The following is a 22,013-nucleotide window of genomic DNA, read 5'->3' on the forward strand; positions in this document are numbered from 1 at the left end:
TTAGGTATGGCCTACAATGTAGAACACATATTTAAAATACGTTAATCGAGTACATAATTATTTTCTAAAATGTTTACAATTTGACCGACATGTTCAGGTAGCAACATAGAAAAATGACTCGCGTCTATCTCATGGCATTTTAAATTCACATAGAGGTACGCCCAGCCCATGTCTGTCGTCACCTCTGAGCCCTCAAAAACACGGGTTTCTTTCGCTTTAATCACTTGAACTGGAAAATCAAATTCGCATTTTTGCAGGCTTATATTCGCGTTAAGCTGCGCATAAAAAACCTGTGAAAAACGTTCAAGCTGAGACTCTGAGAAGTAGTAACCTTTGTTTCTCAAATAATTAGATAACCACGCGCATCGATGCATTACAGGCAGCTTGATATAAGCAGAGAGTTCTGATTGCTCTGGTTTCAATGAGAAAAAGTCACATAGGTTATTAAACAAATACTGATCGCTCTGATCGCGCGCCACTTGGGTGACATTTAGTTTCGGAACTGGGGTGTCCAAAACATACACAGACACCGCGCTATCCTTATCTTGTTGAAGCTGGCACGCCATGTCATGGGCAATAAAACTCCCAAAGGAATGACCAACAAGACTCAGTTTATTGTTTAAATGTGCTTTTTTAAGCGCATTCACATAGTGTTTAGCCGTTGCGCTTAGCGAGCTGATTGAATCATCATTGTGTGCGATTTCATCTGGCTGCAATCCGTACACCGGAATGCGCTCATCTAGGCGCTGTATAAGCGCTTGAAATGATATTAATAAGCCACCAGCACCGGCAATCAAAACAATGGGCGTATACCCTTTCTGCCCCGCTTGTAAACATACTAACGTCGTGGGAGGGCTATCTATTGTGTCTCGATTTGTGTCTTGTTGAATTTGCTCAACCACTTGGCTTAAAGCTCGAATGGTACGGTTTTTAAAGAGCAATTCGACGGGTAGTGACACACCAATATGATGGCTTATCTCACCAAGCAAACGCATCATCAATAAGGAATGCATACCTAACGTAAAAATGTCGTCATCGATGCTTGGAAGATCAATGTTAAGAAGACTAGAAATATGTTCAGCAATCGCTAATTGCACAGGGGTTTGAGGCTCAACGTGTGCGCTTATATTCACCGAATGATGCACCACTTGTTCCAATAATGTGACTTGGTCAACCTTGCCATTATCGGTCATGGGTAACTCGTCAATCAGCGATAACTTGTTTGGCACCATGTAATCAGGTAGTTGACTTGATAACTGGGTTTTGATTGTTTCTTCTTGTAGCGCTTGGTTGCTTGAAACAACAAATGCATATAATTGATTGGTTTTTGAGGCGTCCTCATGCACGATGACAGAGCACCTTTGCACATGTTCACAGCTCAATATGCATTTTTCGATTTCACCCAATTCAATGCGATACCCCCTTATTTTGACCTGCTTATCAACTCGACCAATATATTCGATTTCTCCATTGCCAGTTACTCTTACCTTATCGCCTGTTTTATATAGCCTTTTATCAGTTTGTTCATCAACAATGAAGCTCTGAGCGGTTCTTTGTTCATCGTTTAAATATCCCCGAGCCAACGCGATGCCACTTATGTATAGCTCACCGGCAATGTAATTCGGCAATGCACGTTGATGCGCATCAAGGACATGTAAGTTGACATTAGCGACAGGTAGACCAATGGGTACCTGCTCACCCTCATAAGTCGTCACATCTTTGAGTGTTGCAGATATAGTCGCTTCCGTTGGGCCATAGGCATTTATCAAGCGAATGTTCGCGTGATAATTTTGCTGCCAAGCAGCCAAAGCACGACTTTGCATCGCTTCACCACCCACGGTTATGACTCGTAATTTATTTGAGAAATCAACACGGATATTACATAGCTGATGCCAATAAGCCGTTGGTAAACTCATCAGGGAAATTTCACAATCGCGACTCAATGCCCCCAGTGATTCCATGTTAAGTAGCTCACTTTGCTCAGACATCACCAGTGTTGCGCCGTTTAGTAAAGTGCAAAAGACTTCCTCAGCAAATACATCAAAGCTACAACTAGCAAATTGTAGATAGTTATCGGACGATGAAATACCATAATTTTGGGTTAAAAACTCGACGTAATTCACCACACTTTGCTGCTCAACCATGACTCCTTTTGGCGTACCCGTTGTGCCTGATGTATAAATCACGTAACACAGATCATCGCGATGATAAGGAACATTAAGCGACACTTTTGGCATGTGTTCTAATAATGGTTTAATCTTTGTTAAATCAATGACTTGAGTTGACGCAAATTCTGCCTGTTCATTTCGATTGGTGATCAACGCACTTGCTTTTGCGTTTTTGAGCATAAAGCGTCTACGCTGCAACGGTAATGAAGGTGATATGGGTAAATAAGCCGCGCCCAATTTTAAACTCGCTAAAATAGAGACGATGAGTTCAAAACTACTTTCTAGGCATATACCAATAATGGGCTGTGTTTTGGGTAGTTTTAGCTGTTGACTAAGATAATGGGCCAGTTGATTGGCGCGGATATTGAGTTCCTCATAACTCATGCTCGTCACGCCATCATTGTGATAAAACATTAACGCATCTTGTTTAGCATACTGCTCGGCGATGAGTTCAAATTGCTGTTGAAGTGTGTCTTTAAAAGGTTGGCTAAAACCACTATCACCTTGAATTCCATGCAAACGAAATTCTGGTAGGTGTAATGATTTATCCAATGAGATGCCATCTTCGCCGCGCAAAGGTATTTGACAAAGCGATGCATTTGGATCGCAAATAAAAGCTTCAAGCAAACTTTGCAATGTCCCTAGCGCATCATGCGCAAGTTGGTCACTGAACAAAGCTGTGTTGTAACACAATGTCAGTGACAATGATTCACCGAGACCTACGATCAAAGATATTGGATAGTGCGTATTATCCTGACTTGCTTGATAAACGACATCAAATGGCAACTGGTTTGTATTATTTAATGGATCTGTAGGGAAATTTTCAAACACATAAAGCGCATCAAACAACTCTGTACCATTCGGTATATCACTCCAACCATGTACATCAGTTAATGCACTATGAGCGTGTTGATTTAAACCCGCACTGTTTTGTTTAACTGCTTGTAAAAAGTCGAAAACGCTCGAATTCTCAGGAATATTTATCCTTACAGGCTGAGTATTGATGTACATACCTACCCGCGTTTCTACTGCACTTAGATCAGTGGGTCGCCCAGACACTGTTTGACCAAACAATGCATATGGCGTATTGCAGCAAACGCTTATCCAATAAGCCCACACACTCTGGATCAAGTGATTGACTGTGATGCTATGCTGTTTAGCGAATTCATTTACTTTGCTATTTAATTGAGCATTCAGTGTTAGTTGAAGTTCCTCAAGTTTGCCTTGCGTTCCCTTAGCTTGGTTTGTAATTGCAACGCTCAGTAACGTCGGCTCATCAACCCCTTTTAAGTAGGTTTGCCAAAAATCTTGAGCTTGATTTTTGCTGGTCTCTTTCAAATAGCTAATGTAGTCACTAAATCTATCGACCTTGTGGCTCGCTCGTACGCCTTCGATACGCGCTTGATAATGCTCTAATAGTTTGGATAAAAGTATCGGTACCGACCATCCATCTAAAATCATATGGTGATAGGTCCAAATAAATCCACAACGTTCATTACTAAACGGGATTAAGCGCAGTCGCATGGCGGGAGCCGTGTCGAGTGACACTCCGTGCTTGTACTCTTTTTCAGATTGCACATGTAAATATCGCTGTGCTTCGTCATCGCTCATCACATGACATACGTCAGCAATCGCTAAGGGCATACTTGGCTTCACAAACACCATTTGCAAAGGTTCGGGATTTGCTTTGACAAAGGCTGTTCTTAAAATACTATGCTCAGCGATGACTTGCTCCCATGCATAGCAAAATGCTTCAATGTCAAAATCACCTGAAAACATCATGGCTGTTTGTTCTAGATACGGCGTTTGCCCAGATACTGCTGCTTGACTATGGAGCCACATCCCTTGCTGCAATGCACTCAGTGGGTAAATATCCTCAATCCGCATACCACTATATGGCGCAAGTAAACCTTGTAGCTGCAAATTTGATACACCCTCTAGTAATTTAAAATCACTAGGCGAGCACACTTTGACGTCAGTTGCTAAATAGGTCCGTTCAATATCTTCGATAGATTGATTGAGTAAGGCGGCAAATTGGCTTATCTCATCATCAGTAAAATTGTTGCGATCGTAGTCGATGGCAACAGAGAGGCATTCATTACTGACAGCTGTAGTGAGTTGCATCGCATAATATTGATGGTTAGCTTTGCTATGCAGTGCACCAATATGCTCTTGGGCGTCTGACAATAAACCTGCATTTTGTAAAGAGCCGTCTAACTGGCCCAAGTAATTAAAAAATATCTTATCTTGTGTATCAATGGATAAAGATGCGCGCACATCATCGCTAGTATGATTGTATCGCAGTGCACCATAACTGCTGGCTATTGCAGATAATTGGGCCACTTGTTCTTTTATGTCACATATCAAAAGCGACATATCATCGGTATTGCAATAAAGATGCACAGGATAGAGAGACGTCAACCACCCCGTAGTTCGCGTACAATCCAGAGTATGGCTCAATAACTCTCGGCCATGCCCCTCTAACATAACAACTTGATTCTTAGTTTGATAATGTCGATATAGGCACCATTGTAACGCTGCGAGTAAAGAAACTTGAAGATCAGCCGAAAATTCAGCACTCCCTTTAGCTATCAAATTTTGCGTTAGCTGTTTAGTGCAAGTAAAACGCACCTTTCTGAGACTATGTCCATCGCTAGGAGCCGCTGCTTTATTAGCAAATAATCGGGTTTCCCTACTCGTTTTTGCCAAAGACTGCCAACGGGCTAGATTGGTCTCGTCATTCGCTAATTGTTTAAAAAACTCGCTCACGCTTGCGATATTCGCACTTCGGTTTGGCAGCTGAGTTGGCAAATTATGAGTAAGCTGATAAAGACTTTGCTGTAAATCTTCCAACAAAATACGCCACGACACGCCATCTATCAACAAGTGATGGCCGACTAGCAATAACCGATTTTGACTTTCTTCATCCGGGGTTTTAACTAAACAAACTCTTGTCAATGACGAGCCGTTAAAGCAAAAACTCGCCTGTAGCTGATTAGCTAATTGTGCAAAGGCATCTGACCAATTATCTTCTAACGATAAGTCTTGATGCAGCACCTCACAATCGTATTCGCCGCTCGCCAATACTGCCAAAGCAATGCCTGTTGGTTGCGCGTTTGCCACTAACCGCAGCGAGTCATGCTGTGCAACCAAAGCACGCCAAGCAAGCTCTATCTGTTCGCTCGTCACCTTTTTATCAATAGACAACAGTAGCGCTTGATTCCAGTGCGAAGGTTGTTCAAAGTTTTGCTCAAAAAACCACTTTTGAATAGGAAGAGGTTCAATGTTCCCAGTAAAAGGCGACTCTTCCTGGTATGACTCCGTTGGCGTCGCCAAAAGTGTGACATTTTCTAGTAATTGATACACACTGCCATAATTGAAAATGTCTACAACTTTGACTTCTAGTCCAGCCGCACGTGCTCTGCTTGCTATTTGAATACTTAAAATTGAATCACCGCCACATGCGAAAAAATCATCATGCAAGCCAAACATTGGCATGTTGAGCACATCGCGATAAATGGCCAAAAGCTGACTGCTAGGCCCTGTCTTTTGATGTTCACTTTGCTTCGACGGTTCTAGCTCAGAACCGCCTATCGTTGCGCTTTGCTTTTGACCCTTCACGCACTCCGTTAGGGCTTGAGCGTCTATTTTTCCGTGTGGTGTTAAGGGAATGTCATCTAGCACGAAGTAATGCGTAGGACACATATATCGAGGTAATGATCCATCCGCAACTTTTGCCAATTTTTCTGGTAATGATGCTTTCTCATCGCCTAAGGTTGTCGTTACAAATGCAACCAAGTTATTGGTATTACCCTCAGTAAAGATTTGCACTACGCACTCTTCTACTTCACTCACTCGTGCAAGTACATGCTCAATTTCGCTCAACTCAATTCGATAGCCCCTTAGCTTAATTTGGCTATCATTTCTTGCAACATAGGCAATTCGGCCATTGTGCAGGCGACGCACTAAGTCGCCAGTTTTATAGGCTCTAATTGGCCGTTTATTAGCTAGCTTGAGTGTAACAAAGCGCTCTTCACTTAGGCGCGTATTGTTTAAATAGCCTCTGGCTAAGCCTCGCCCAGCAATATAAAGCTCACCGACCATGCCCAAAGGAGTCAATTGCTGATGGTTGTCTAAGATAAATAGCTCTGTGTTATCAATAGGCAGGCCGATATCTGGCGCCGCTTCACCCGCTTGATCTACAACGCCTGACGTTGCAACTACGGATGTTTCAGTTGGTCCATAATTGTTCACTACACTGAATGGGAATTGTTGCGTATTTAAAGGTCCTAGCTTGTCACCACCAACCAAAAGATATTTTAAGAACTGAGGGGTAAAATTATTATCCGACAACACAACTTCCGCGATAGGCGTTGCCAAGAAGCAGTGTGTCACTTTGTATTGACTCAGCAACGAAGATAGTTGCTCAGGCGCGTTTTGTTGTGCGTTAGATACGCTTACCACACTTGCACCAACACACAAGTATGGCCATATTTCCCATGTCGCTGCATCAAACGCGGTGTTCGCCGTTTGTGTCGCAACACTTTGCTCAGTTAAATCAAAGGCCCTTTTATGCCAATTACAAAGATTAACCAGCCCTTGATGGGGGATCATGACCCCCTTAGGTTTCCCTGTTGTGCCCGATGTATACAGCACGTATGCCAATTGATCGGCACGAATATTCGGAAGTTGAATAAAGCTTCTTGTCGCTTCGAGTATTCTGGCCTCATGTTGGTAATCATCGATGCATAGAAAGTAGTCCTTTTCTGGGCTAATTTCTATCAGTTTATCAACGTGTTCAGTTTGTGAAATGAGCCACTTTGCACCACTATCTTGAACGATATGCTCAATGCGAGATGGCGGGTAATTCGGGTCAACAGGTACATAACAACCACCCGCTTTCATGACCGCGAGCATCGCTACCACCAAGTCGATTCCACCATGCATACTGACAAGCACACGCTCTTCAAATACCAGCCCCTTCGACACAAGATATTTTGCCAGCTCATCACTACGGTTGAGTAATCGTTGATAGCTTATTTCCTGACCTGAATGAGGCTCTTTTAGAGCAACTAGCGAACGGCTATCTGCGGCACTGGCAAGTTCTTCAATATATTCAACCACCGAGGAAAACTCTGGTAAGCCCGTTTGTTTACCACACATTACGTAATCATTCGTATGCGTCTCATCCGTCAACGAAATTGAACCCACGGCTTGTTGCGGTCTGTTAAGTATCTGCTTAACCAGCACTTCAAATGCCTGAGCAAGCGTCTCAATGGTTTTTCTCTCGAATAATGACGTGTTATAAGCCCAACTAAAGCGCAATCCTTTATCTTGTTTTGAACAACTCAGTTCAATATCAAATTTCACTTTTGCAGTCGGCGTCGATTGTGCATTGATCACGATGTTTGGTAATTGCAACTGAGTATCAATCGCTGGATTAAGTGAAAAAGAAAGCTGAAAAATACTTTGGTGAGATAAGTCACGATTAAGCGCTAAGCGTTCTACTATTTGCTCAAAGGGCATGGCATGGTGCAGATGTATTTCCTGCAAAATCGCCTTTTGCTGCAACAACAAAGCTTCAAAGCTCATAGAGTCACTAAACTGTGTTCTTACAGGTAGCGTATTCACAAAAAAACCGATAAGGGCGTCCAATTGACCGAGTTCTCGACCAGAAAAAGGAGAGCCAATAACCACATCGTTAGTTTGACTTAAACGTGCCACCAGCAATGAATATGCGCTATGTAACCACGTAAATGCGGTTACATCCAAACGCTGACAATGCGCTCTGAGCTGCGCAGTAAGTGTTTCATCAAAATACTGAATATGGACATCGCCATTGGTTTTTAGTTGTTTGCCGCGAGGTTTATCCAAAGGTAATTGATGAATTGGTGGCGCACCTTTCAAATGGGTTAGCCAGAATTGGCTATGTGACTCCAGTCTTCTTCCGGTTAAATTATCGCGCTGCCAACAGGCGTAGTCAGCGTATTGTATGGTTAGAGGCTCGCGTAAAAACTCAGGTAACGCTTGCTCATGAGCAAAGCTTTGATAATAGTGCGTGAATTCTTTAACTAAAATATCTAACGACTTAGCGTCAGAAGCGATATGGTGCATATTTATCAGTAGCTTGTATGCCTCACTACTTACCTTGACCAACACCACTCTGAGCATTAAATCTTGCTCTAAATCAAACGGTGTTTGCCTGTCATCTCGTAATACTTTTAACCACAGCCTGTGTGTTTGTACTTCATTGAGCGCACTCGCATCAACATATTGCACCGGGTTTAAAGGTTGCTCAGCAATGATCTGACGTGGCTCACCATTGTCCGAGCACACAATATTCGTTCTTAGCACTTCATGACGCATTACAATGGCGTTCCAAGCCTGTGTAAACGCATCCACATTTAAAATGCCGTCAATATCAAATGCAGCGCTCATATGATACTCGAGGCTACCTTGTTGAATTTGATCTATGCTCCACAACCGCTGTTGCGCAAATGACAGTGGCAATGGCTGCGCTCTTGATGCTTCAGGGATCTGAGTTGCCAACTCATGGGCATCGTTACTTTGCTGAGCATAAAGCGCAAGGCTTTTGACTTTAGGTTGCTGGAATAAATCCTTCAAAGAAATATTTAGCTTTGCTCGCTCACGTAAATGCGTCACTAGCTGTGTGGCTAATAAAGAGTGACCGCCCAAGCGGAAAAAATGACCTTCTCGCCCGACTTTTGATACTTGTAAAACCTGTTCAAAACACTCAGCGATAATTTGTTCAATGGGGCTTCTAGGCGGACAAAATTGCTCCTGTTCATCATCACTGAAATCCAGCGCCAATAGTGCCTTTTTGTTCACTTTGCCATTGTGTGTCAAAGGTATGCTTTCTACGCTCACAAAAGCACTTGGCAACATAAATTCAGGCAGTGTTAAACGCAGGTATTGTTTAAGCTGACTGCTTAATGAATCAAATTGCGCTTGTTTGTTGACCACTACAAAAGCACAGATCCGCGCGCCAGTATGATGTGTCTTATCTAGCAATACAGCGACTTCATCTAACCAAGGGTGCGTTCTTAGCTGATTTTCAATTTCCCCAAGCTCAATGCGGTATCCTCGCACCTTAACCTGATCATCCGCACGCCCTATGTAAACAAGCTCACCATTTGGTAAATAACGTACAAGGTCACCCGATTTATACAGCTTTTTATCTGATCCATTAGAGTACTTGTCCTCAATAAAGCGTGTTTGATTGAGTTCTTCTCGTTGCCAGTAACCTCTACAAACACCCTCTCCACCGACATATAACTCCCCTATTGCACCTACGGGCAGCAATTGCTGATATTTATCCAACACATAGCAAAATGTTGTCGGAATAGGCTTGCCGATGTTGCTGCTCCCTTGCTCTATTTCTCGCTGTGCGATTTTTTTGTATGTCACATGTACTGTCGTTTCTGTGATCCCATACATGTTAATGAGCTGACACTGCGCAAACTGTTCTGACCAAGGCTTAATTTTCGATGGCAATAATGCTTCGCCACCAAAAATAACGTAACGAATATGGCAATCTAGCAGCGCTTCTTCAGGCATAGCCAAAAGGCTCTGTTGCAGCACATAAAACGCACTAGGTGTTTGATTTAATACGGTTACTTGGTTATCCAACAAACATTGTGCAAATGCTTGCGAGTCTTTACTTGTTTCTTGGCTTATTACAACCAACTTGCCACCAAACAACAACGCGCCGTACATTTCCCATACCGAAAAATCAAAACAGAATGAATGAAATAGAGTCCATACATCTGAACTACTAAAATCAAACAAACTGGGCTCAGTAAACAGTAACCTCACCACATGACGGTGCTCAATCTGCACACCTTTTGGCTGGCCTGTGGTGCCAGAAGTGTAAATGATATAAGCCAGATCTTCGGGCTGTACATCAACATCAAGTGCAGTTTTTACGATGTTTTGTTGACGCTCTAGGTTATCAATATTGATAACCTGATTAGCAAGTTGCAAAAATTCTTCGGCGCAAGTTTGATCGCAAATGAGTATGTCGCTATCAATGTCTTTGATGATGTAGTTGATCCGCTCGGGCGGGTACTGTGGATCAATCGGTACGTAAACTGCACCTACCTTAATAATGGCCAATAAGGAGACAACTAACTCATTTGTGCGACTGACGCTGATTGGAATACATTGCCCAGGCTTGACGCCATACTCGACCAACAAACCAGCGAGATGATCGACTTTGAGTGCCAACTGACTGTAAGTTAGCTGCGTTTGCTCATCAATGAGGGCGATATTGTTAGGATGTTTTTTACAGACTTTATCAAACAAGCTAACAAGGGTCTCGTTTTGAGGCCATTGCGCACTCTGAGCGTTGCTTTTTAGCAATAGTTCATCGCGCTGGTGGTCGTTCAACAAAGGGATTTTTGCGCACAGTGCGCCCGGGCTTAACAGCGTATGACTCAGCATTACTTCAAAACTGTTTGCCCAGTGCTGTATCGTTTCTAAATCGTAAAGTGCACTATCAAATTTCCAGTTAAACGTTGCGCCATCGTGGTCTAACTGAACATTCAACTCTAGATCACATTTTATCGCACAGCTTTGCGTCGAGGAACTCGCGATTGGCTCAACTACCACACCGGGTAGGTTAAACGCACGCTCTTGATTTTGCTCTAACGTGAATAGAATTTGTACCAAAGGATGGTGGCTCAAGTCTCGCTCGCATTTCAATCCTTCAACCAATTTATCAAACGGCATATCTTGATACTCAAATGCCTGCAAAATGGTCTCTTTTTGAATTTTTAGCCATTCATTAAACGGTAACTCATCGTGCACATCACCGTGTAACACGAGTGTATTTACAAATAGACCTATTAGCTTGTCCAGCTCAGGTTGGCTTCTGCCCAAGACGGGGGTACCAACAGCCACGCTGTCGCTTTGACTAATCCGCCCAATAAACAGCATAAAACAGCTTAACACCCACATAAACGGTGTAACACCGAGTTTGCCCGCTTGTGTTTGTAAATCCAAGATAGACACAGAACTGGCGTGTTGACGGAAAATCTGACCTTGTAACTGTTGAACTGCTGGCCTTGCTCTATCACCGGGCAAAGATTGAATCGGCTCTAGATCGGCAAGCTTTTTTTGCCAAAATGCACTGATTTCCTGTAGTCGCTGTGGCGTAAAAGTTTCCCGTTGCCAGTTTGCGTAGTCCGCATATTGAAGCTCAAGTTCTGGCAAAGTAAGCCTTTGCTCTCCAGCTAAAAAAGCACTGTAAAACGCAACAATTTCGGCAACTAAACACGCCAAAGATGCACCATCTGAAATAATGTGATGCATATTAAAAGCGAGCCAATGCTGTTCATTATCCGACACAAGTAACACACGCAACAAAGCACCAGTCGATAAATCAAACGGCTCGTCTAGTTGCGACTGCATAAGCTTATTTAAAATGCTAAGTTTGTCCGTTTCCTCAAGATCGCTGATGTCATGCCAAGTAAAAGGCGTTGGCATTGACTCTGATATCACCTGACACGGTAACCCTTTGTCGTCCTCAATGAAATTCGTTCTTAAGATCTCATGGCGTTCAATGACCTTAGATAGCGCATGCTCAAACCCAGCAACATTTAACTTGCCCTGCAGTTTGAACGTGGCTGGCATGTAATATTGCTTTGTACCCTGCAACTGCTCAATAAACCACAGCCCTTCTTGTGCAAAGCTTAAAGGAATAGGCGCTTGTCTAGAGACCTTTTTAAGCTGCTCGACTTGGCTCACTTTGTTATTAGCATGATTAAAATGCTGCTTCTGAAAGTACTCAATAATATCCGCTTTGTTAGCAACAACCCGCGCTTTTAAGTCTTCAGGAAAGTCCTGCTTTTGCTTAAATGCCAGCCCACCATTTTTTTCGTATAGCGTAATACCGGCATCGAGCGCCTCAGCTATCAAGCTTTCTATCATTAAAGTTTGTTCATTCATTACAAAAACATCTCTTCAGAATTGTCCGTTTCACTGTCTTTGGGGTTTGCCTCATTGACTGCTTGAGAGATGGCATACCATTGGGAAAGCGCCATGATCGTTGGGCGCTCAAATAACACCCTGGTCGGCATATCAATATCAAGCTGCTCTTTAATGAGTGCCACGCATTGCGTTGCCAGTAAGGAATGCCCACCCAACGCAAAAAAGCTATCTGTGATCCCCACCGAGTGCACATTAAGCACTGAGATAAAGATGCTTTGCAGTGATTGCTCAAACTCGTTACGAGGGCTTATGTCTTGCGTCGGCGGTAAACACTGAGCCGATACGGCTTTCAGTGCTCGAAGATCTATTTTGCCGTTACTGGTGATTGGCATCGTGTCTAGTGCAACAAAACGACTTGGCAGCATGTAGTTTGGTAGCGAGTGTAATAGCAGTGAGGTGATTTGCTCAGCCTCTGCTGTGGTCAGAACGTGCGGTAACTCAATGCTGCTATTTTCAAGCGATGATAAGAACTGCGCGCTTGGCACCACAAAGGCCTCAAGGTTGTCGCCCTTATCATCAAGCGCAACATAAGCTTGCTCTATTTGTGCAAGCTTATGTAACTGACTTTCAATATCGGCTAGCTCAATGCGATAGCCTCGTAGCTTAATCTGATGGTCCACACGTCCAAAAAACTGCAGATATGCTGGTTCTCGGTTGTTATCGGCTACCCAACTCACCTTGTCACCACTACGATAAAACCGCTTTAACTTGCCGTTATCGCCAAACGGTAACATAACGAACTTGTCGTCGGTCAACGTGTTTTGGTTAAGATAACCAGAAGAAAGGTTATCTCCACCAATGTACAACTCACCAACCACACCGATGGGAACGAGTTGCTGATTTTCGTCTAAAACTAACAACTGCGTATTGGCAATAGGTGTACCGATTGGGACCGAAGTGTCAGCCAAGCAATTTAACCCAGGGAGTTTATCCGCGTCACAATGAAATAGGCTAGTACCAACCGTTGCTTCTGTTGGACCATATTCATTGTACCAATCACAGTTTGGCAGTTTTTCTACTAATTCGTTGAGCAACTGCATACTAAACGCTTCACCACCAACAACAACCTGGTGCCACGCTTTGCCGCATTCTTTTGGTGCGTATTCCAACATACCTTGTAAATGCGCTGGTGTTAGCTTGAATAACGCGGGCCGCGTATCAAACAAGTTTTTAGCCAGTACGTCTAAGAGTTCATCACCATCACTGAGCATTTCAACACACAGTCCTTTTAGCAAAGGCGCCCAAATTGCTGTAACCGTTGCATCAAACGCAAGGGGCGTACTCACAACACTGCGTGTTACATGATCCGGCAAATATTGTGTCATTGCATGACTAAGATAAAGTGCAAGATTTGCATGAGTAATAGCTACACCTTTGGGCTGGCCTGTGGTCCCCGACGTATAAATAACATAAGCTTGTTGCTCTGAGCTTACCTTTGACCAAGAAGTTACGCACGGTGCGCTCTCCCACACAGACGGTTCATCCATCGCTATAGCACTAATATTGGGTGTATCACTTAATAATTCAGAAGTAGTGAGCAATAGGCGCGCTTGGCTATCTTCTAAAATGTATGCACAGCGCGATTTTGGTAACTTAGGATCGATGGGAATGTACGCGGCCCCAAGTTGCAAAATAGCCAACATAGCAATAATTGATTCACTCGATGGTGGAATACAAAGGGCCACATAATCACCTTGTTTTACATTGTGAGTCACAAGGTAACTTGCTAATTGAATTGCCTTTTGTTGCAACTGTTGATACGTAAGCTGCACCCCTTTGGCATCGGATACCGCTATTTTATCGGGGCAGCTCGTCGCTATAGCCTCAAAACGAACATGGATTGGCGCTGTGTCATATTGATTATGCTTTTGATGTGCATTAATTAATTGATTTGCTTGGCTTGGGCTGAGCAAAGGTACTTCGTGTACGGCCAGTTCGCAGTTATCAGCTAAATGAGTAACAAGAGTGGCAAATGAATCAGCCATTGCGCTAACAGTACCTGCCTCGAATAACGCGGTGCTATAGTTCCATTTAAGCTCAATCCCCTTATCGCATTCAGTCGCGTTCAATTCTAAATCAAATTTCATACGGTGATGCTCTGATTGAATAAGGGAAATATCTATCTCTGGCAATTTAAATGCTGTTTGTTCATTGTTTTGCAGCGCAAACAATATTTGGAAAAGTGGCTGATGACTTAAATCACGTTGCGGCTGAATTAACTCTACCAACTTTTCAAATGGTGCGGATTGATGCGTAAAGCCGTCAATAATGACTTGTTTTTGTTGTTGTAAAAATTGACTAAAACGCATGTCCGTGTGTGCTTTTGAGCGGATCACAATCGTGTTGACAAAAAAACCGATTAAATCTTTCACTTCACTTTGCTCTCGCCCAGCAACGGGTGAACCAATCAGCACGTCATTGATGCCGCTGTAACGCATTACAAATAACGCAAATACACTTTGCAGCCACATAAATAAAGTCACATCATGTGTTTTGCACTGTTCATTAATTGCCGCCAGTACATCACGAGGAATAAAGCGCACATCACTTTTACCCGACAATGATTGTATTTTTGGTCTTACGTGATCTAGGGGTAATTGATGTAGAGATGGACAATCTGCAAGTTGTTGCTGCCAGTACGAGAGCGAAGATTGTATTTTGGCGTTCTGAGCCGCACCTCTTTGCCAATAGGCAAAATCAGCATACTGAACATTCAGCGGATGAGCTTGTTCTAGCGGTAACGTAAAATTAGGCTCTGATGAGTAATAACGATAAAAAGCAATAAACTCTCTCGTCAATATGGACATAGACCATCCATCACTGGCGATATGATGCATATTGAAGTGTAAACAGTAACGCTGTGGCGATAAGCAAAATAAGTGTACTCTTAACAGTACATCACGCGTTAAATCAAAGGGCCTAGACTCACAAGCAAGGATCAACTCTTGTAATTTCGTCTGTTGATCATACGTATTCAGATTTGGCAGATCGGTGACAAGTAGCGGCACTTCAAATTTATCGTTCACCACTTGCTCAGGCTCTTCCCCTTTACTTCCTGGCAGAATAATTGTGCGCAGCACTTCGTGCCGCTGAATTATCTTTTTAAGCGCTTTGGAAATCGCGTCAATATCAAGATTGCCAGAGATCTCAAACGTTGCTGGCATATGATACTGACTACTACCTTGTTGTAACTGGTCAATTAGCCAAACTCGTTGCTGAGCGTAAGAAAGTGGTAAGCGCTGAGCTCGTGATACCGGAACAACTAAACTCTCATCTTTAATGAGGTCACACGACTCGAGCGCCATCGCTAATGTATTCACACTTGGCGTTTTAAATAGTTGCTCAAGGGTAATGTCATAATGCTTATCGAGACGGATTTGATTGATCAGCCGTATGGCAAGTAACGAATGGCCGCCAAGTTCAAAAAAGCTGTCCGTGAGCGTCACGTTTTGGCGATTTAAAAGCGTTGTGTAGGTATGTAATAAGTACGCTTGTAAAGGGCTTAGCGTGCTCAAGTCCACTCTTTCAGAGACTTGTTGATCCTCTTCCGTCAATCGAGCTTGCAGTGCTTTTAGGTCAACCTTGCCGTTACGGTTAATAGGGATCTCGCTAATTTGCTCAAACCGATTGGGGATCATATAAGCGGGTAAACAAGTATCTAAATAAGCTTTTAGGTGTTTTACATCTACCGAGCGTTCGGCCTCAGTGCAAAAGTGCAAACACAAGGTTTCTTGCTCTTTATCATGGGTAACTGCTGAGTCTTTAATCGTAGGAAATGAATTTGCATAATGACATATGGCACCAACATCAATGCGATAGCCACGTAACTTAAGTTGTTCATCCTTTCTACCACAATATCTTAAATATACATCGCTAGTTTGACTATCTTGCGCCCATCTCACCATATCACCAGTACGATAAAAGCGCTGATTAACGTCTTGACCGTCTAAAGAAAAATCAATAAATGCCTGTTCATTTAAATCATCTCGATTGAGATACCCCGAGCTGACGACGCTGCCACCAATGAGTAGCTCACCAACACCATTAATCGGTACTGGTTTATCAAATTTATCAACAACCATCATCGTCGCGCCATTTATGGGCAAACCTATCGGCACATCGGTGTAATAATTAATTTTCGCTACTGGCACCGATGGCTCAATAATATGAATACTCGAGCCTACCGTTGTTTCAGTCGGCCCATATTCATTAATGATCCGACAATTTGGAAAACGCTTTCTTAGCTGTACAACTAGTTCACTCATCAAGGCCTGTCCACCAACGACTAACGTGTGCGCATTTATACACGGCTTTGCAGTAGAAAGTAGATTGATAATACGCAAGTGTGCAGGCGTGACTTTAAAGAGCATAGGTTGCGATGAATTCATCAACAGCGCTTGCAAGTTGGACATTTGCTGTGGACCAGCAGGCACGATATTCACCGTCAAACCTTTAATTAATGGTGGGATCAATGAGGTCACGGTGGCATCAAATGCCAAAGGCGTACTGACGACGGAAGCACTTAGCTGCGCCTCACCTTGTAAATATTGGTCAATTGCATGTTCTAGATAGGTATTGAGATTATCATGACTGATCGCGACCCCCTTAGGTCGCCCTGTTGAGCCTGAGGTATAAATGATATAACACAGTTGCGTGCAGTCAGTTGGTGCATCATGTTGTACAACGGTAGTTGGATAACCTGAAAAGTTTGACTCTTCGTCGAATAAATCATCAAGCAACAAAAAGTCAGTACCGCTATCAATCAATTTTTCACTGTCTGCGCTAAACGCCAAAATCATCGACATTTGCGCGTCGTCAACGATAGCCGCTAATCCATTGACCGGCGTATCCATATGTAACGGTACATAGACATGGTTCGCTTTTGATATCGCTAACACCGCAGCCACCATTTCAGGGCATGATGGAAGCAAGACACCAATACGACTTTGCGGCTCAAACTCCATTTCCATAAAACAGTGGGCAAGCCTATTTGCACTCTCCTCTAAGCGCGAGTAGCTTATCTTTGTATCGTTACATTGCACGGCCACTTGCTGAGAATGCAATTCAGCTACCTGCGAAAACCTCTGCTCCCAACGCTGAGCATTAGGCAACTCAATATCCAGGGTTTGCGCAAACTCTAATAAACGTTTGCGTTCATATACTGGACATAGCTGAATTTCATTAAACGATTTCTGAACATTGCCTAAACACTGTTCAAGTACGTAACAGTACTGCTCAAAAAATCGCACTATGCTTGAGTCTGACCAAAGTGCGCTATCGTACAACCATTCCGCTTTAAGTTCCTCGCCTTCATCAATGATGCTAACTTCTAAATCGAGTTTCGCATGGCGTATCGCCGTGTCGTAATTGTCGACCTCTAAACCAGTGAGTTTAAGCGTTTCATTCACTTGATTATTAACACGAAATACAATTTGCATCAGCGGATGAATTGCAATACTGCGCTCTCCCAATAGTTCATCCACAAGTAAATCAAAAGGAATTTGTTGATGATCGAACGCATCCGATAAAGTGGTTTTGCAATTTGCCAACGCTTGCTCAAATGTTGTCTCGTCTGAAAACTCATTTTTGAGCACCAAGGTATTGATGAAATTACCAATAACACCTTCAAACTGTTTACGTACTCGACCCGATACCGGCGTGCCTATGATGCTAAATGATTGACCTGTGGCTCTGCTTAACCAGATATTGAATACACTGTGCAACACCAAAAATAAAGAGTTCCCTGACTGTGCTACATACTGCTTAAGCAAAGACGATAGCGACGATGGTAAATGACGAACTAGCAGCCCTCCGCCTTGAAGCTTGGCATTACAACGATCAAAATCGGTCGGTAATTCATGCACTTTAGGAAGCTGTGCTAACTGTTCCTTCCAATATCCAAGGTCACTTTGCCACATTCCTTTTTGTGCTTGTTCCCGCTGCCAAAGTGCGAAATCAAGATAGCTATGTGAATATTTAGCTATTTGCGCATGTTCATTGAGTAAACGCCTTTGATATGCCGCTGAAAGCGCATTACAGCACAAAGCAATCGACCAGCCATCAGACGCAATATGATGCATAGTGACAATGAGTAAATGATTAAAATCACCAAGTTCAATAAGCTGAGCTCTTATCAGTAAATCTTTGCTTAGATCAAAACTGAGTTGATAGTCCTGCTCAATAACTTCATCAATTGCTTGCTTCTGTGCGGTATCAGACAAATCGCTCAATGACTGCGTCTTCAAACTAAATTGCCATTGTGGGTTATAGCGCTGAGTCGGCTCACCATTGGCGTCGGTAGAAAAATTAAAAGCAAGGACCTTATGAGCATCTATCACATCTAAAAATGCGCTCTCCAGCGCTGGCACATTGACCACGCCAGACAAAGTAAACACACCTTGTAAGTTGTATTGACGACTGTGCCCTTGCATTTGATCCACAAACCATAAACGCTGTTGTGAAAAAGACAACGGATACTGACCATCGAAACTGCTCACAACATGTAATGAGTCGTTGGTAACGTGGGTTGGTTGAGCTTCGAGGTATTGTGCAATCTCAGCCACTGTAGGATTCGCAAATACCGCTTTAAGTGACATTACGTAACCCAATTCATCGCGAATACGATTGATTAACTTCATCGCCAACAATGAATGACCGCCAATGGCAAAAAAGTCATCCTGAATTCCTACATTGACGCATTCCGTGAGCTGTTTAAATATTTCCGTCAGCTGCGTTTGCAGTGGCGTAGTCGGCGCCACATAAACCGAATTGGTTACTTGAACGGTGCGTTGCGCCAGTGCTTTACGGTCAATTTTACCATTACTGAGCATCGGCAATTGCTCACAGAGCACCAACACGCTTGGGATCATGGGCTCTGGCAACAAAGCTTTGAGCGCGATTTTGATGTCACGCGACAATTGCGTGTCGTTTCTGTCTTTATCATCAGTAACAACGAAACCGACTAACACGGCTTGCTCAGCAATGAATTGGCATGTCACGGCTGCATTGCCCACCATAGCAAGTGATTTTAGCTTGGCTTCGACATCTAATATATCAACTCTAAAACCCCGTATTTTGGGCTGGTTATCCAAGCGACCAAGATACTCCAACTCACCACACGCATTAACTCGCACCTTGTCACCACTGCGATAAAATCGCATCGGCTCATTGCTGTTATCTCTTAAAGTTACAAATGCGTCTTCACTGAGTTTTACTTCGTTAATGTAACCAAGCGCTAAGCTTGCACCACCAATGTATAACTCACCCGGCATTCCCTGTGTGACGACCCGCTGTGATACATCTAGCACTAGCATCTGCACATGCGCGAGCGGCTTACCTATGCTAAAGCTACCCCAATTAGTTGTTGAGCTAGGGGTCAGCACATTACAGGTAACGCCAATGCAAGTCTCTGTTGGGCCATAATGGTTTGCGATCACCGCATCAGGGTAAAGCGATTGAATTTGTGTAACGACCTGTTGAGTTAGCGGCTCACCACCTAACACCCATTGTTTTATTGGTGGTAAATCATCGGCATCGCGTAAAAATGGCAACAACTCTGACGCAAACGATGGCGTTATTTTTATAAAGTTTGCTTGTGTTCGCGCCAGTTGTGCAACCATATCATCAGGCTCTAATTGACCTGATTTTGTTTGGTTTAGTATGACCGTGCCGCCACTTGCTAGCACAGGGTAAATACCGGTTAAGCAAAGGTCCGTTGCTAACCCTGTCACGACCGCTGAGCGTGTATTTTCGTCGAAGGATAAGGCCTGCGAGATACTCGACACATAGTGCGATAGCGCATTATGCGAGAGCATGACACCTTTTGGTTTGCCGGTTGAACCTGAGGTAAAGATCACATACGCGCAATCATCGCTGTTTAAATTTACCTCTGTACGCGCTTGCCCATTGTTATGTGCAACGAGTTCGTTCAATGCGTGAACAATGACATCGACTTCATCTAACTCCACCCGAATGTGTTGGTTGATTGCAAACTCGTTTAACGTAATCACGTTTTTGCAATTGGCTTGCATGAGCAACTCGATAATGCGTTCAGTCGGTGTGTTTATATCAATAGGTAAATATGCACGGCCACTGAGCATAACGCCCAACATGGCAACAATTGACTCACTATGACCATCAACCAAAATGGCAATAAAGCGCTCATTGGTAAATGAGCGCTTTTGATTAACATTGTTAGCTAATGCTGAACTTTGCGATATAAGTTGCGCGTAATTTAGCGATTTATCCCCGTCTACTAGGGCAATTTGGTTTGGCTTAGACTGAGCAATAACAGTGATAAGTTCTGGCAAAGGCGTTAATAACACGTGCTCGAGAGTTTGTATCTGCTGTGATTGACTACTTGGCAGCACAAGTTCGTCCAAGTTTGAGTTTGTATCACTGCAAACGGCTTTAACCAAAGCTTCATAGTCTCTGGCCATTTGGCCTATTAATGCGTCGTCAAATAATGATGCACTGTAATCAAACACACATTCCAAGCCTTGGACGTTTTCACTGATAGTCAAAGTCAGATCAAACTTAGCCGTTTGATTATCGAGTGGATGTAAACGTGCCGATAAGCCATCGGCTGATAGGGTATCAAGCGTTACCCCGTTGTAATTAAACAACACTTGAAACAGCGCTGAATGAGCACTGGATTTGGGTAAATTAAGCGTGCTGATAATGTCTTCTATGGCGACATTATGGTTTGCCAACGATTGCTTTACCACATGCTGGGTCAGCGCAACGAGTTGTGCAAAGTTCTGCTCGCTTGATAATTCAAGACGCATAGGTAACGTATTGATAAAACAACCAATCATCGACTCGAACTCGGGTTGGGCACGATTTAAAACTGGCACACCAATCGTAATGTCAGATTGTTGACTATAGCGATGCAACAACCCATAAAAAGCGCTAATAAGCACAACAAACCGTGTTACACCTAAATGGACACAGGCAGTATCAACACGTGTGAGTAAATCTTGATTAAGCGCAAAATTGACGTGACTGCCGTGATATGTTTTGTTTGATTGCCTTGGGTAACAAGTGGGTAATTCAAATAAGCTCATCCCACAAAGCGATGTTTGCCAATGAGTTAGCTGGGCTTGATATTCATCGCTTTGGCGATATTGTCGCTCCCAATGCACATAATCTAAGTATTGCAACGCACCATCGTCATCCTGTGATAACTCTGCCAATTCATCAAGTAAGGCTTGTACGAATAGCCCCACAGACCAACCATCGGCGATGATGTGGTGCATCGCGATATAAAGCCAACGTCCCTGTGCCTGCCTTTCCCCCGAGATTAAAACCGCACGAAGCAATAACTCTTTACTCAAATCAAAGCTGTATGTCAGTTCATCTTGCAATAAGCTAGCGATGTTTTCTTTGCAATCTGAATCCGTTGTTTCCAGTACATTCAGGCTAAGATGATGTGCATCGTTTACCTTTTGCATTGGGCCGTTTTCAGCCATGACATAGTTGCTTCTCAATATCTGATGTCGCGTCAATAAACGATTAAGTGCCAGCTCTAAGGTCGCTTTGTCTAGCGGTTGTGAAAACTCAATGAGACCAGACATATTGTAAGCAGACGAGTGTTCTTCATATTCTGAGATAAACCAGATGCGCTGTTGGGCGCTTGATAGCGGACCCTGTTTTTGATCGTGCTGTTGCATATAAGCAATTAGTGCCGTTTTATTTGCTTTAATGCGCGCCAATTGCTCACTGGGCACTGCACTTAACTTGGTTCGCAGCTTTAAACGTCCATCTTGCAGATAAACATAAATGCCTAAACTATCTAACTCGTCCAACAGATTTTTAATTGCTGAATTATCCATT

2 protein-coding genes are annotated in these 22,013 nt (G+C 43.3%); both read right to left on the bottom strand.

Going from position 1 to position 22,013, the window contains the following annotated elements; all coding sequences use genetic code 11:
• Nucleotides 1-41: 41 nt before the first annotated feature.
• Nucleotides 42-12,137 (bottom strand): amino acid adenylation domain-containing protein, encoded by a 12,096-nt coding sequence (locus AC5FX4_RS12270; RefSeq protein ID WP_493606669.1) that lies wholly within the window; start codon nucleotides 12,135-12,137, stop codon nucleotides 42-44.
• Nucleotides 12,137-22,012, bottom strand: a complete 9,876-nt coding sequence (locus tag AC5FX4_RS12275) for an amino acid adenylation domain-containing protein (RefSeq protein ID WP_493606670.1) — start codon at nucleotides 22,010-22,012, stop codon at nucleotides 12,137-12,139. The genes AC5FX4_RS12270 and AC5FX4_RS12275 overlap by 1 nt, the downstream gene beginning before the upstream one ends.
• Between the last annotated feature and the right edge of the window lies 1 nt (nucleotide 22,013).

The organism is Pseudoalteromonas sp. ATL1 (assembly GCF_058933015.1).

Bases quoted from the DNA above. Each gene is read 5' to 3' on its own strand.
- AC5FX4_RS12270 (WP_493606669.1), bottom strand. From the start codon at position 12,137: ATGAATGAACAAACTTTAATGATAGAAAGCTTGATAGCTGAGGCGCTC.
- AC5FX4_RS12275 (WP_493606670.1), bottom strand. From the start codon at position 22,012: ATGGATAATTCAGCAATTAAAAATCTGTTGGACGAGTTAGATAGTTTA.